At 65.4% G+C, this 14,559-nt stretch carries 12 protein-coding genes; all 12 read left to right on the top strand.

The window, feature by feature from the left end:
* The first annotated feature begins 296 nt into the window (after nt 1–296).
* Nucleotides 297–1,139 (top strand): chromate resistance protein ChrB domain-containing protein, encoded by an 843-nt coding sequence (locus B9A24_RS08665; RefSeq protein ID WP_084444776.1) that lies wholly within the window; start codon nt 297–299, stop codon nt 1,137–1,139.
* 338 nt (nt 1,140–1,477) lie between these two features.
* On the top strand, nt 1,478–2,503 hold the full coding sequence (locus tag B9A24_RS08660; RefSeq protein WP_084444775.1) for an extracellular solute-binding protein: 1,026 nt from the start codon (nt 1,478–1,480) through the stop codon (nt 2,501–2,503).
* Nucleotides 2,485–4,038 (top strand): ABC transporter permease, encoded by a 1,554-nt coding sequence (locus tag B9A24_RS08655; protein WP_143434855.1) that lies wholly within the window; start codon nt 2,485–2,487, stop codon nt 4,036–4,038. The genes B9A24_RS08660 and B9A24_RS08655 overlap by 19 nt, the downstream gene beginning before the upstream one ends.
* 35 nt (nt 4,039–4,073) lie before the next feature.
* Nucleotides 4,074–4,742: an ABC transporter ATP-binding protein gene (locus B9A24_RS08650; protein ID WP_159451999.1), complete on the top strand. Its 669-nt coding sequence runs from the start codon at nt 4,074–4,076 to the stop codon at nt 4,740–4,742.
* 59 nt (nt 4,743–4,801) lie between these two features.
* Nucleotides 4,802–5,440 carry a 3-keto-alpha-glucoside-1,2-lyase-like domain-containing protein gene (locus B9A24_RS08645; RefSeq protein ID WP_084444772.1) on the top strand — a complete coding sequence of 213 codons (639 nt, stop codon included), beginning with the start codon at nt 4,802–4,804 and terminating at the stop codon, nt 5,438–5,440.
* Between the two features lie 391 nt (nt 5,441–5,831).
* Nucleotides 5,832–7,244: a TolC family protein gene (locus tag B9A24_RS08640; protein ID WP_084444771.1), complete on the top strand. Its 1,413-nt coding sequence runs from the start codon at nt 5,832–5,834 to the stop codon at nt 7,242–7,244.
* Nucleotides 7,241–10,438, top strand: coding sequence for an efflux RND transporter permease subunit (locus tag B9A24_RS08635; RefSeq protein WP_084444770.1), 3,198 nt, complete (start codon nt 7,241–7,243; stop codon nt 10,436–10,438). The genes B9A24_RS08640 and B9A24_RS08635 overlap by 4 nt, the downstream gene beginning before the upstream one ends.
* A 19-nt stretch (nt 10,439–10,457) precedes the next feature.
* Nucleotides 10,458–11,603: an efflux RND transporter periplasmic adaptor subunit gene (locus tag B9A24_RS08630; RefSeq protein WP_159451998.1), complete on the top strand. Its 1,146-nt coding sequence runs from the start codon at nt 10,458–10,460 to the stop codon at nt 11,601–11,603.
* A gap of 33 nt (nt 11,604–11,636) precedes the next feature.
* Nucleotides 11,637–12,086, top strand: a complete 450-nt coding sequence (locus B9A24_RS08625) for a chromate resistance protein ChrB domain-containing protein (protein WP_084444768.1) — start codon at nt 11,637–11,639, stop codon at nt 12,084–12,086.
* A 366-nt stretch (nt 12,087–12,452) separates the two neighbouring features.
* The gene (locus B9A24_RS08615; RefSeq protein ID WP_143434854.1) at nt 12,453–12,761 is read left to right on the top strand and encodes a hypothetical protein; all 309 of its coding nucleotides are present in this window, start codon (nt 12,453–12,455) and stop codon (nt 12,759–12,761) included.
* A gap of 99 nt (nt 12,762–12,860) precedes the next feature.
* Complete coding sequence (locus tag B9A24_RS08610; RefSeq protein ID WP_084444765.1) at nt 12,861–13,895, top strand: DUF1259 domain-containing protein; 1,035 nt, start codon at nt 12,861–12,863, stop codon at nt 13,893–13,895.
* 242 nt (nt 13,896–14,137) lie between these two features.
* On the top strand, nt 14,138–14,559 hold a 422-nt coding region (locus B9A24_RS08605; protein ID WP_234997124.1), incomplete at its 3' end, for a chromate transporter.

Genomic DNA, 14,559 nt, shown 5'->3' with positions numbered 1-14,559 from the left:
AAGCATTGCAGCTGGTGCCTCCGGCTCAGAGCCGACTAACAGTACGTGCTGGGGACACGACCGTGGAGCTGCAATTTAAGATGAATGTGGCAGCCCAGACAGGGCTTAAAGTCATTTTATCCCCCGCTGCTACGAGAAGGCCGAGTACGGCAAACAGGCCATTGGTCGCCAAGCAGGGGCGGCCATTGGCCTGGCCCTGTAATGTAGGCGTGGGAAGACAACGACTAATTTGCCAACTTATGCCCGCCGTGACGTGGTGAAGAAATAGTTTCCGATTCTACTTGAAAAACTGCCCGATGCACTGGATTACCCGTGAACGCCCCAAAATTGACCGCCTGGCCTGCCCCTGGCTGATTTTGCGCTTTATCGACCCTGGAGCGGACATTGTCTATGTGCCCGCCGCCGAGGTGGTGAGCACCGCTGCGCGCACGGGTGCCATTCCCTTCGACGTGCCCAACGTGGAGTTCACCCACCATGGCGCCAATTGTACCTTCGATTACTTCCTGAAGAAGTACGCCCTGACCGACCCGGCCCTGCACGCGCTGGCCCCCATCGTGCGGGGCGCCGACACCGACAACCACGCCCTGGCCCAGCAGGCGGCGGGGCTGTGGGCCATATCCGCCGGCCTGGCCCACAACATCCGCGACGACCAGCAGCTTTTGCAGCAGGGCCTGGTGCTCTACGATGCCCTCTACAGTTGGGCTCAGCACCTGCAAGGGCAGGCTCATACCCAGCAGCCCGAGGAGCAGCTGCTCGTGCAGGTGTACACGGCCTACCTGAAACAGGCTAAGGACCACCCTAGCCCGCCGGCCTGGACCACGCAGCTGCGCGAGCTAATTCAGGACCACCTCGACACCAACCTGAGCCTGCGCCTGACCGAAGTGGCGGACACCGTCCAAGTGAACCCCAGCTACCTCTCCCGCGAGTTTGCGCGCTACTTCGACAACCTCACCTTTGGTGAGTACATTCGCAAGCTGCGCATCGACAAGGCGGTGCAACTGCTCAACTCCACGGCGTACTCCCTCGGGGAAATTGCCTACCTCACCGGCTTTTCCGACCAGAGCCACTTCACTCGTATTTTCAAGCAGCACACCGGCCAGAGCCCGTCGACTTACCGGAAAAAGAAGGCAAAAACGTAAAGATTATACCAAGTGTAAATTCGGTGCTATTTTGCGCCACTGGACTGCTGTAACATTGCAGCGAGCGGTAATTGCCGGCTTAAAACCGGCTGCTGTACAACTTGGACAAGGCTGCACTGACAGCATGACCCTGCGGCAGCGAAGCCGCCCCTTGCCGTAATGGGGCAGGGGGGGCAGGCCCTGCTTTACCAAGCTCCGGACCACGAGCCTTCGGTTGCGCTGCCCCAATCGGAAAAACCGGGGGCTGCTCCGGCAGCACGGACCGTAATGCGAAGCGGACTATTGGCCGCTGGATTACCGTGCGAACTGCGCGGCTTCTTACCTTAACTAACCCGCTCATGCGCCGATACCCCCGTTTTTCGCTGTTTTGCCGGCTGCTGCTCGGCGGCGTGTGGCCAGTACTGGCCGGGTGTGCGAAGCCCACCAGCGAGGTCGTTGTGTATACCTCCGTCGACCAGGTGTTTGCCGAGCCCGTGCTGCGCGATTTCGAAAAGCAAACGGGCATTACGGTTCGGCCCGTGTTCGACACCGAGGAAACCAAATCGACGGGCGTGGTCAACCGGCTCATCGCCGAAGCCGCCAATCCGCAAGCCGACGTATTCTGGAGCGGCGACCCCCTGCGGGCCGACTTGCTGAAGCAGCGCGGGATTACGACGGCCTATGCCTCCCCGGCCGGCGCCGACATCAAGCCCATCTTCAAAGACCCGGCGGGCCATTGGACTGGCTTTTCGGCGCGGGCCCGGGTGCTGCTGGTCAACACCGACAAACTGAAGCCAGCCGAGTGGCCCACTTCCATCCTGGACTTGGCCAAGCCCCGCTACCGGGACCAGGTGGCCATTGCCAACCCGCTGTTCGGCACCACCTCGTTTCACGTCGCGGCCTTGTTTGCCCAGTTGGGCGAAGTGAAAACCCGGCAGTTCCTAAGCGATTTGAGGCGCAACGGGGTGGAGGTGGCCGCTTCCAATGGCGACGTAAAAAAGCGCGTGGTGCAAGGCGAAGTAACAATGGGCCTGACCGATTCCGATGACGCCAACGAAGCTCGCAAGGACGGCGCGCCCGTGCAGGTGGTATTCCTCGACCAGCAGGGATTCGGCAACCTCATCGTGCCCAATACGGTGTCGCTCCTCAAAGGCAGCCCGCACCCGGACAACGGCAAAAAACTCATCGACTACCTGCTGTCTCGCGAAACCGAGGCCAAGTTGGCCCGCTCCTGCGCCCAGATGCCGCTGCACGCGGGCGTGGCCGTGCCGGCCACCGTGCCGTCCCTGGATAAAATCGTGCCGCTGGCCGTCGACTACGGCACCACGGCCCGGCTGCTGGAAACCCACAAAACCTACCTCAAGCAATGGGCCGAATCCCGGTAATGCGGCGTCTGCGCCAGCTGCTGGCCGGGCTGCTGGTGGTCGTGGCCATCGGGCCGGTCGTGCTGTTGCTGGGGTCGGCGGCCCGCGCGGGCGGGGCGTCGTGGGGCGCGGCACTGGGCGCGGACTGGCTGCCCCTGCTGGGGCGCAGCATCGCCATTGCCGGGGCGGTGGCCGCGCTGGCTACCGGGCTGGGCGGGCTGTTCGGGTTCCTGTTGGCCCGGTTCCAACTGCCGGCCCAGCCGCTGCTGCGGCTGCTTCTGTCGGGGCCCTTGTTTTTGTCGCCCTACCTGCTGGCCGTGGCCTGGTCCGACGGCTTGTACGGCTTGGGCTGGAGCCGGGAGGCGCTGTTTGGCCCTGTGGGCGTGGCCGGTATTCTGACCGCCATTTACACGCCCCTGGCCGCGTACATTGTCGGGGGTAGCCTCGTCAACATCAACGCCTCCCTGGAAGAAGCTGGCCAGGTGCTGGCCCCTTACCCGGTGGTGGTGCGCCGCATCGTGCTGCCCCTGGTACGCCCGGCCGTGGGGTCCTCGTTGGGGCTGATTTTCGTGCTGGCTTTGTCGGAATTCAGCGTGCCGTCTTATTTGGGGGTGCCAACGCTGGTGACGGAGGTCTTCACCCAATTTGCCGCGTTCTACCGCTACGACGTGGCCCTGCTGCAGTCGGTTGCCCTGATGGGGGTGTGCCTGCTGCTGCTCTGGCCGGAGCGGGTGTTTTTGACCCGCACGCCGGTGGTGGCGATGGGCAGCCGCTCGTTTCGAACGGTGCCGTCCAGCCGCCGGGGGCGATGGTTGGCAACGGCGGGGTTGGGCGCTTACGTGGCGGGCGCCGTGGGGGTGCCGCTGGCCTTGCTCACCCGGCAGGCGCTTGGCCGGGGCCTGGCCGACCTGGCCGAAGCATTCGAGCTGCTTCGACCCACGCTGCTGCCGTCGCTGGGACTGGCCGCGGCGGGAGCCGCCCTACTCACCGGCTCTGCCTACGTGCTGGCCCGCACCAAGCTGCCTGGGGCGAACGGGGTGCTGCTGGGGCTGTTTGCGGTGCCCTCCACGGTGCTGGGCATCGCCTACCTACGGTTTTATAATGCCCCCGGCCTGAGTGGCATCTACCACAGTTCCCTCATCATTCTGCTCGTGTACTGGGGCCGGTTTCTGTTCATCCCCGTGCGGCTGCTCGCCGGCGCGCTGGCCCAGCTCTCGCCCACGCTGGAGGAAGCCGCCCGGCTCCTGGGCGCGAGCCGCGGGCAGCGGTTTCGTCGCATTTTGGCCCCGCTGCTAGCCGACGCCTTCGGTACAGCGTTTTTGCTCGGCTTTATTCTGTGCCTGAGCGAGCTGTCTACCGTCATTCTGGTGTACCCGCCCGGCACGCAGGTCTTGAGCGTGAAGGTATTCACCTACATGGCCAACGCCCGCCAGTCCTTGGTGAGTGCGCTGAGCATGGTAGTCTTGCTGATTAGCGGCGGGGCCCTGGCCGGGCTGCTGACCCTGCGTCACCTTCTTTTTCCTGCCTCATGGCGCCAGCCCCGTGCATCGACCTAGCCGCCGCAACCAAACGCTACGGTCCGCGACCGGTCTTGGACGCCGTCAGCCTGACGGTGGCCCAGGGCGCCTTCGTAAGCGTATTGGGGGAGTCCGGCTGCGGCAAAACCACCCTGCTGCGCGTGCTGGCCGGGCTGGAGCCGCTGGACAGTGGCCGGCTGGCCTTGTTCGGTGAGCCGGCCACCGACGGCCCCCTGCTCCTGCTGGCCCCGCACCGCCGGTCGCTGGGGTTTCTGTTCCAGGACCTGGCCCTGTGGCCCCACCTGACCGTCCGCCAGCACTTGGCGTTTGGCCTGGAGGTCCGGCGGATGGACCGAATCCCCGAGCGGACCGCCGACATGCTGGGCCTGCTGGCCATCGAGGACCTGGCCGGTCGCTACCCGCAGCAGCTCTCCGGCGGTCAGCAGCAGCTCGTGGCCCTTGGCCGGAGCCTGGTGGTGAACCCGAAGTTGTTGCTCATGGACGAGCCGTTAGCCAACCTCGACGTCCGGCGGAAATCCCACATCCGAAACCTCATCAAAACCATCGCCACGCAGCGGCAACTGACGGTGGTCTACGTCACCCACGACCACCGCGAAGCCTTCGCCCTCAGCGACCGGATTGCCGTGATGGAACGCGGGCAGATTATCGAGGAAGGCTCTCCGGACGAATTGCGTCGCTCCGCCAATCCCCTGGTGCGGGCCTTCATCGAACCGGACGGCTGACGTGCTGGTAAGCGGGTAGCTCTGCGGGTTTTTTATTCACTTGTTAACCATATGTGGCTATGAAAAAAAACAACTTACGGCAGGGAATCCTGCTGGCTTTCGCGGCGCTGAGTGTCGCGTGGCAGGTACCGGGTCTTCAGGAAAGCTTCGAAGCGGTATTGGTCGGGAAATTACCCGCCGAGTGGTCGGCCGTGTTCGGCACCTGGGCCGTCACGACCGACGGCGCGAACAAGGTGCTCTACCAAACGGCGAAAAGCCGGGGGTCGCAGTTCAACCGGGTGGTGGCTGACCGGTCTGCTTTTCAGAACGGCAGCGTGGCGGTCCGGCTCAAGGCCATGGCCGGCAGCGAGGACCGGGGCGGCGGACTGATGTGGCGGTACCGCGACGCCAACAATTATTACGTCGTACGGGCCAACCCGTTGGAAAAGAACGTGGTGGCCTACAAAGTGCAGCAGGGCCGTCGGACGGATTTGCCGCTCGTGGGCCGGGGCAAAACCTACGGCCTGCACGCACCGATGGCCTCGAACCGCTGGCACACGCTGAAAGTCACGGCTCAGGGAAACCTGTTCACCGTTTTTTGGGACGGCAAACAGCTGTATCAGGTGCGGGATGACGCGTTCACCGCCGCTGGCAAAGTGGGTCTGTGGTCAAAAGCTGACTCCCAGACAATGTTCGACGACTTGGCGGTGACGCCCTAAATCGCGGGGCGGGCCCTGAAAACAGCGCCACGCTTCGCCGCCTCCCCATGGGTTAGCACACGGGGGTGCCGGACTGTTAAAAACGCCTTGCCGGTACTTTTCAAACCACATCATGAAAACAGGCAAACGAATAGCCCCTTGCGCCACGCCGTCGTCGCCCCGCTGCTGTTGCCGGGCCACTGCCGGGAAAAAGAAGGCAAAAACGTAAAAATTATACCAAGTGTAAATTCGGTGCTATTATGCGGCCTTTCGCAGCCGTAACCTTGCAGCCGGTAAGCCGGGAACCTCCCCCGCTCACCGGCTGCGAAGCGCCGTAGGGACTACCGGTCCCCGCGTGGCGGCAGCAGTAATGAGCCGGCGGGCTTCCCGCCGGTGTCCTTAGCGCGACTGAATGCTGCGAACCCTGTTTGTGGGAGCCTTTCTCCTGTTATGTACCTTACCTGGCCTGGCCCAAGTGCCCAGTCCGCCGCCGGGGCCCGTTTCCCTACCCCAGGCCCTGAAGTTGGCTCAGGCCAACTTTCCGCAGCTGCGCGCCCGTCAGCAGCAGGTAACAGCGGCCGACAACCGGCGGCGCGTAATTCAGACCGAAGCCCTGCCGCAGGCCGACGCGCAGCTGCAAGGCCAGTTCGGTACTGTTAACAACATCTACGGGCTGTTCTTTCCGCAAAGTGCCGTACTCCCCATTTCCGGCCCGGCGGGCACTCCCGCCGAGTACCGGGGCGTATTTGGCAGCGCGGGTGGCCTGCTCTTTACCTGGGAGCCCCTCAGCTTCGGGCAGCGTCGGGCGCGGCTCGGGCAGGCCGGCGCGGCGGTGAGCGAGGCCCAGGCCGGCTACGACCTGGCCCTGTTCCAGCACCAGGTGCACGTAGTGGATGTTCACCTCAGCCAGCAATACGCCGAGGCCCTCATCCAGGCGCAAGCTGCCAATTTGGAGCGGGCGCACGTCTTTTACACCAGCGTGCGGGTGCTGGCCCGCAGCGGGCTGCGGCCAGGCGTGGACACGGTGCTCACGCAAACCGAAATTGCCAAGGCCCAAATCGGCCTCAACAACGCCTGCGAAAAAGCCGCCGTGGCCCTGCTCCAGCTCAACGCGCTGCTGGGCTACCCCGGCCCCAGCGTCCGCATTGCGACCCCCGGCCTGCTCACCCGACCACCGGCCGTATCCGCGCCCGCCCCGGCAGCCCCGGCTGCCGCGCCCGCCGCCCACCCGCTGCTGGCATTTTCCCAGGCCCAGGTGGGTGTGGCCACTGCCCGCGAGCAGGTGGCCCGCAGCGCCTACGCCCCGCGCCTGAACCTGTTCGGCAGCGGCTTCGCCCGCGGCTCGGGGGCCTCCCTCAGCGGGCCGGCGGACTTCAACTACGGCCCCGGCGGGCTAGCCTTTTCGCGCTACAACTACGCCGTGGGGGCCACCCTGAGCTTCCCGCTGTTGTCCTTCCCGGCCGTGCGCTACCAGACCCGCGCCGCCACTGCCGAGCTCAGCGCCCAGCAGCAGCTCTTGCAGGACCAGCAGCTACAGCTCGACAACGCCTGCCAGGTGGCCCAGGTGCGTGTGCAGACGGCGGCCGACAACGTGCCCCCCGCCCAGCAGCAGCTCGCCGCCGCCCGCCGGGGTTACGCCCAGCTGCAAACCCGTTACCAGGCCGGCCTGACCACCCTGCCCGAAGTCTACCAGGCGCTCTACGAAGTAAACCGCGCCGAAGCGGACTACGCCACGGCCGTTTCCCAGGTATGGTCTGCCGCCCTTTCCCAAGCCTACGCGGCGGGCAGTCTCGACGACTTCCTGCGTTTCGTGCCCCAGCCATGAACCTGATAACCGCCGCCCTGCGCCGCCCCCTCACCGTGGTGGTGGCCATTTTGGGCCTCGTCTTCTTCTCGGGGCTGGCCATCCGCCAGATGCCCATTGACATCTTTCCCCAGCTGGGCCTGCCCACCGTGTACGTGGCCCAGCCCTACGGCGGGCTCTCCCCCGAGCAGGTGGAAGGGCTGATTACGTCCTACTACGAGTATCACTTTCTCTACGTGACGGGCATCAAGTTCGTCGACTCCAAGTCGGTGCAGGGCATGGCCCTGGTCAAGCTGCAGTTCCAGCCGGGCACCGACATGAACCAGGCCATTGCCGAGGTGGTGGGCTACGTCAACCGCGCCCGGGCCTTCATGCCGCCGGGCACGGTGCCGCCCTTCATCACCCGCTTCGACGCCGGCAGCGTGCCGGTGGGCCAGCTCGTGTTCACCAGCCCCACCAAGACGCTGGGCGAGATTCAGGACCTGGCCCTGTTCAAGGTCCGGCCCATGTTCTCGACGCTACCCGGCGTGTCGGCCCCGCCGCCCTTCGGCGGCAACCAGAAAACGGTGGTCGTGCGCGTGGACCCCGAGCGCCTGCGCAGCTACGGCCTGGCCCCGGAGGCCGTGGTGCAGGCCCTGGCCAAGGGCAACACCATCACGCCCGCCGGCAACGTGCGCATCGGCGACCAGCTGGTGATGACCCCGCAGAACTCGCTGGTCGACAACATCCAGGAGCTGAGCAACGTGGCCCTACAGCCCGGCAGCGGCCCGGCCGTGTACCTGCGCGACTTGGCCACGGTGGAGCTGGGCGCGGACGTGACGACCGGCTACGCCCTTATTAACGGCAAGCGCTCGGTGTACATGAACGTGTCGAAGCGGGCCGACGCCTCCACCTGGAACGTGGTGCAGGCCGTGAAAGCCAACCTGCCCGCCATGCAGGCCGCCGTGCCCGAAGACATCAAGGTGAGCTACGAGTTCGACCAGTCGGGCTACGTCATCAACTCGCTCAAAAGCCTGCTGTTTGAAGGCGGGCTGGGAGCCATCTTCACCGGGCTGATGGTGCTGCTATTTCTGGGCGACCGGCGCAGCGCCCTGATTGTGGTGCTCACCATCCCCATCGCCCTGCTGGCCGGCGCCACGGGCCTGTACCTGGCCGGCCAAACCATCAACATCATGACCCTGGGTGGGCTGGCCCTGGCCGTGGGCATCCTGGTGGACGAAGCCACGGTGACCATCGAAAACATCCACCGCCACCAGGAGATGGGCCAGCCCAAGGTGCGCGCCATCTTTGACGCCTGCCAGGAAATTGCCGGGCCCAAGCTGCTGATTCTGCTCAGCATCCTGGCCGTGTTCGTGCCGGCGCTGTTCATGTCGGGCGTGCCGCGGGCCATGTTCCTGCCGCTGGCGCTGGCCGTGGGCTTCGCCATGATTGCCTCGTTTCTGCTCTCGCAGACCCTGGTGCCGGTGGTGGCCAACTGGTATTTGAAAGACCACGTGGCCGACCCGGCCGCTGAGCCGAAAGAAACCCGCTTCGACCGCTTTCGGCAGCGTTTTTCGAACCTGCTGACCGGGCTGCTGCGCCGCAGCGCCGTGGTCATTCCCGCCTACCTGGTCCTGGCGCTGCTGGCGCTGGGGGTTGGCTACCACTTCCTTGGCACCGAAATCTTCCCCAAGGTGGACACCGGGCAGTTTCAGGTGCGCCTGCGCTTGCCCACCGGCACCCGCATCGAGCGCACCGAGGACGCCACCCAGCAGGTGCTGGCCCTCGTGCAGCAGCTGGCCGGGCCGGGCAACGTGGCCATCACCTCGGCCTTCGTGGGCACCCAGCCGTCGAGCTACCCCATCAACACCATTTACCTCTGGACCAGCGGCCCCCACGAGGCCGTGCTCAAAGTCAACCTCAACCCGAAAGCGGGCCTGGTGCTGGAAGAGTTCAAGGAGCGGCTCCGGGCCCAGGCGAAGCAGAAAATCCCGCAGCTGGCGCTCTCCTTCGAGCCCGGCGATTTGGTGGAGCAGGTGCTAAACCTGGGGGCCACCACGCCGGTGGAAGTGGCTGTGGTGGGCAAGGACCTGGCCCAGGGCCGGCAGGTGGCCGAGCGCCTGCGCACCCACTTAGCCGCCATTCCGTACCTGCGCGACGTGCAGTTCGGCCTGCCCCTGGACTACCCCACCCTCAGCATTCGCTACGACCGGGTGCGGCTCAGCCAGCTAGGGCTGACCGTGGACCAGGTGAGCCGGTCGATGGTGGCGGCCACCTCGTCGAGCCGCTTCACCCAGCCCAACTACTGGATTGACAAGAAAACCGGCACCTCCTACCAGGTGCAGGTGGAAGTGCCGCCGTTCAAGATGGCCTCCGCCGGCGACGTGGAGGGTATTCCGGTGGGCAACCGGCCGCCGGCCGGGGCCCCCGCTCCCGGGGCGGGCGCCGCCGGTGGGCGCAGCGGCAGCGTATACTTCCGCGACGTGGCCGACTGGAGCCGGGGCACCGCCGCCGGCGAGTACGACCGCCTTAACCAGCAGCGCTACCTCACCCTGACGGCCAACGTGCACGGACAGGACCTGGGCACTGCCACGCGGGGCGTACAAGAAGCCATCGACGGGCTGGGCGTGCTGCCGGCCGGGGTCAAGATTCTCGTGCGCGGCCAAGCCGAACTGCTGGGCCAGACGCTCAGCGAGCTGCAACTCGGCCTGGGTCTGGCCATCGTGGTGATTTTTCTGCTGCTGGCGGCCAGTTTTCAGAGTTTCAAGCTCTCCTTTGCCATCCTTTCCACCCTGCCGGCCGTGCTGGCCGGGGCCTTGCTCTTGTTGCTGCTCACCGGCAAAACCCTCAACTTGCAGTCGTTCATGGGCTGCATCATGGCCATCGGGGTGGCCGTGGCCAACGCCATTTTGCTGGTGACCAGCGCCGAGGCCGTGCGCCGGGGTCCCGACGCGCCCGACCAGGCCGCTCTGGTCGGGGCCACCAACCGCCTGCGCCCCATTCTGATGACCAGCCTGGCCATGATGGCCGGCATGGTGCCCATGGCCCTGGGCCTGGGCGAAGGCGGCGAGCAGACCGCGCCGCTGGGCATCGCCGTCATCGGGGGCCTGTTGTTTTCCACGCTCAGCACCCTGCTGCTGCTGCCGCTGGTGTACCGGGCGGCCGTGGGCCGCGCCGCGCCGGCCGCCGTCTCGCTCGACCCCACCGATGAGCACAGTGCGTTTTTCGGGCAGTAACCGCCGCTGGCGACCTCTTATGAAGCATCTGAAGCATCCTTTTTTATCCTCCGCCCTTGCTGGGGCATGGCTTGCCGGTCTGGTCAGCGCTTGCTCTTCTCCGCCAAAGGAACCCGCGACCGCGCAGTCCCCGGCCCCGCCTGCCGGGCCGGTGGTGGAGGTCCTGACCCTGGCCCCGCCGCAGTCGCAGGGACGCACCGTGCGCTTGCCCGGCGAACTGCTGCCGCGGGAGCACGTCAGCCTGCACGCCAAAATCAGCGGCTACGTGCGCCGCCTGTCCGTGGACATCGGCTCGCGGGTAAAAAAAGGGCAGGTGCTGGTGGTGCTGGAAGCCCCCGAAACCCAGGCCCGGCTGGCGGGGGCGGCGTCCGGCCTGCATACGGCCCAGGCGCGCTACCAAAGCAGCCTAGACACCTACCAGCGGGTGGCCCAAGCGAGCGGCACGGCAGGCGTCATCGCGGCCAGTGAAGTCTCCCGCACGCGCAACCAGATGCTGGCGGATAAATCGGGCGTGGCGGCGGCCCGGGCCGTGCTGCGCGCCGTGCAGGACGAAAACCAGTACTTGACCGTGCGGGCGCCCTTCAGCGGCGTCGTCACCAAGCGCTTCGTGGACGTAGGCGCCCTGGTGGGCAGCGGCGACACGCCCCTGCTGAAGCTGGAAGACAACGCCGTGCTGCGCCTGAACGTGGCCGTGCCCGAAGCGGCCGCCGGCAACGCCCTGGAAAAGGAGCAGGTCAGCTTCACCGTGAAGGCCTTCCCCGGCCAGCCCCGCACGGCCCGCCGGTCGCGCCAGACCCAGAGCCTGGACGTGGACACGCGCAGCGAAACCTGGCAGTTCGACGTGCCCAACCCCGACGGGGCCCTTAAGCCCGGCATGTTCGCCGACGTGCAGCTCCAGCTTTCCCGGCAAAAGCCCTCCTTCGCCGTGCCCTTCGCCACCGTGGTCACCACCCAGGAGCGCAGCTTCGTCATTCGCGTGCATGGGGGCCGCACCGAATGGGTCGACGTGGGCAAGGGCATCAGCCTGGCCGAGCAGGTCGAGGTCTTCGGCAAGCTAACTCCCGGCGACACCCTGGTGCAACGCGGCAGCGAGGAGCTAAAGCCCGAAACGGTCGTCAAAATCAAGTTTGCGGCGCCCGGCGCCGCCACGAAGCCGGAAAAATAACATGCCTTATTCCTCCCTATAAAAACCTTGGTTATGAAATGGATAACGCGCGAACGACCCAAAATTGACCACATTGCCTGCCCCTGGCTGATTCAACGGTTTGTGGACCCGGCGGCCGAGTTCCTGTACGTGCCCAAAGAGGATGTTTTCCGGCAGGCAGCCGCGCTGCCGGCCATTCCCTACGACATTCCCGGCGCGGAATACTCGCACGAGGGGGAACTGTGTACCTTCGATTTCATTCTGAAAAAGCATAACCTCACCGACCCGGCCCTTCAGCAACTGGCCCGCATCGTGCGCGGGGCCGATACGGACCATTTCGAGCTGGCCCCGCAGGCGGCGGGCCTGTGGGCCATTTCCGCCGGCCTGAGCTACAATCACGCCGACGACGCGCAGCAGTTAGCTATTGGCCTGCACCTCTACGAGGCCCTGTACAGTTGGGCCAAGCATGGGCAGGCGGAGAAGCATACTTGGACCCCATCCTAAAATTGCCAGTGATGAAAAGCGCGTGGGCCCTGCTCGTCGTACCGGTTGTCTTGTGTGCTTGCGGACCGGAAAAAAGCCGGTGGCTGACCGCCTACCAGCAAACGAAATGCGTCCATGCCCGCTTGCAGGTGCGGGTGCAACAGGCCCAGGCCCGGGCCACGGCGCCCGAACGGGAGCTCCGCCACCGGCTGGCCGAGCAGCAGGCCGCCACGGTAGCGGTGTACGCCCTGCAGTTCGCGGCGCTGGGGGCCGACAGCGCCGCCAGGCAGCGCAGCTACCAGCACCTACCGCCAACTCACCGACGCGCAGAACGAGCGATATGGCCACGTTTCCACGCCCGGCTATGCGTGGGCCCTCGCCGACTTGGTGCGGGCCCGCGACCACGCGATTCAGGCTGGCCAAGTCCGGCGGCAAACCCTCCAGCACCGCTTGCACCGGGCGCCAGGCTACGCCGCCAAGCATCGGCAGGCGGCAGCCCTGGATAGCAGCATTCGGGCGCATAGTGAGCGCGTGCCAACGCGTTACCGACGGCCGATGGACCGTCTGCAGCAGGTCCTGAACCGCCAGGGCCACGAATACCAGGCCCTACGCCAACGCCTGGATGCCGCCCAGCAAACAGCGCTGGCGTCCCAGCGCGACCGGATTCGGCGCTCACCGTGCCAGCCAGTGGAATAACGCGCGCCGGCTCCGGAGCTCCAGCAGTGAAGGACTGCCGAACCAGTTTAAGCCGCTTCTTTTGTTTGTAATTAGTTTACTTTCTAAAAATCACTTCCCATGAACGATTCCATCTCCCGCCGCGACGCCCTGCGGGCCACCGCCCTGCTCGGCGCCACGTCCCTGCTGAGCCTTGATGACACCCTGGCCGCCGTATCGGCCCCGCCCAAAGGCAAAACCCCCGCCCTGAGCGCCGCCGACCAGGCCGCCATTGACGCCGCGTTGGGCAAGAAAGGCACCTACAACGAGGCGCAGGCCACCCACCTGATTGGCCTGCCCCGCAACGACCTGAAGATGAAAATCAAGGGTGAGCCGGTGCCTATTGCCTTTGGCTTCGGCGGGTGGGTGGCCATCAAGCACACGCTGGACGGCAAGTCGGCCATGCTCATGAGCGACACGGTGCTGTTGCAGGAGGAAGTGAATCCGCTCATTTCGGCGGCTTTTGCCAATGGGCTGGAAATCGGGGCCATCCACAACCACTTTTTCTACGAGGAGCCGCGCATCTTTTACATGCACGTCACGGGCATGGGCACGCCGGCCGAGCTGGCCCGCAAGTTTGCCGCCACCCTGAAAGATTCCAAGCTGCTGCCCGCTAACCAGCCCCAACCCGCCAGCCCGCCGGCCGCCGCCGCCGGCAACAACGCCACCCCGGCCGCCGGCCCGCCCACGGGCAAGGAGCTGTTCGACCTGGCCGCGCTGGATGCCGTGGTGAAATACAAGGGCACCGTGAACGGCCCGACCTACAAATACACCGTGGGCCGGGACGACCTGCAATCCCTGATGATGGGCACCGAGATGACCACCGCCATCGGCCTGAACTCCTGGGCCGCTTTCGCCGGCAAGCAGGACGACGCGCACATCGCCGGCGACATCGCCATGCTCGAACACGAAGTCAACCCCGTCATCAAAGCCCTGCGTGCCCACAACCTGGAAGTGGTGGCGGTGCACAACCACATGCTTGGCGATACGCCCCGCGTGATGTTCCTGCACTACTACGGCCGCGGCCCGGCCGCGCAGTTGGGTCAAGGTTTCCGCGCCGCCCTCGATCAGCTCGGCAAAGGAAAGCCTGGTATAAAGGACGCTATGAAGCACTAAGTAGCCTTTTTGCTTCTCCCATGAAGCTGAATCCGACGCTTTCTGCCTGCCGGCGTTGGCGCTCTGCGATGGTTGTTGCAGCCGGCGGCGCTATCCGCTGACTGGTTGGGCCGCTCTGGACGCGCACGCGTTCAGGGCGGCTGCAACTCCACAACTATTTATGTTCATGGAAACTACTCCCTCCATTAAAACCGTTGCGCCAACCTATACGCTGGCGCAACTGCTGATCTATTCTCCTGTGCTTGGGTAGTTGGGGCTTCGGCGGCCCGGTGGCCCTGGTGGGCTATATGCACCGCGACCTGGTGGCCGGGCACGGCTGGATTAGCGAGGCCGACTACCGCGAAGGCATGGCCCTGGCCCAGCTCGCACCGGGTCCGCTGGCCGCGCAGTTGGCCATTTACCTGGGGTACGTGCATTATCGCTTGGTGGGCGCTACTCCAGTGGGGCTGGTCTTCGTGCTGCCCTCTTTGGTGATGGTGTTGCTGCTAAACATGGCCTACGTTGCCTACGATGGGCTGCCGGGGATGCAGGCCGTGTTCTACGGGGTGGGGGTGGGCGTTCTCGCGGCCAAGGCGGTAAGCAGCAACTGCCCGGTAGGCTGTCGGTCTAAATTACCCGAGCGGATCTATGGGTCCGCTCGGTTTTGTTGGGGGCAGAAGTTTGG

The organism is Hymenobacter roseosalivarius DSM 11622, from assembly GCF_900176135.1.
In the GTDB taxonomy this organism is placed as follows: Bacteria; Bacteroidota; Bacteroidia; order Cytophagales; family Hymenobacteraceae; genus Hymenobacter; species Hymenobacter roseosalivarius.
This window is presented reverse-complemented; position numbering and strand designations above follow the sequence as displayed.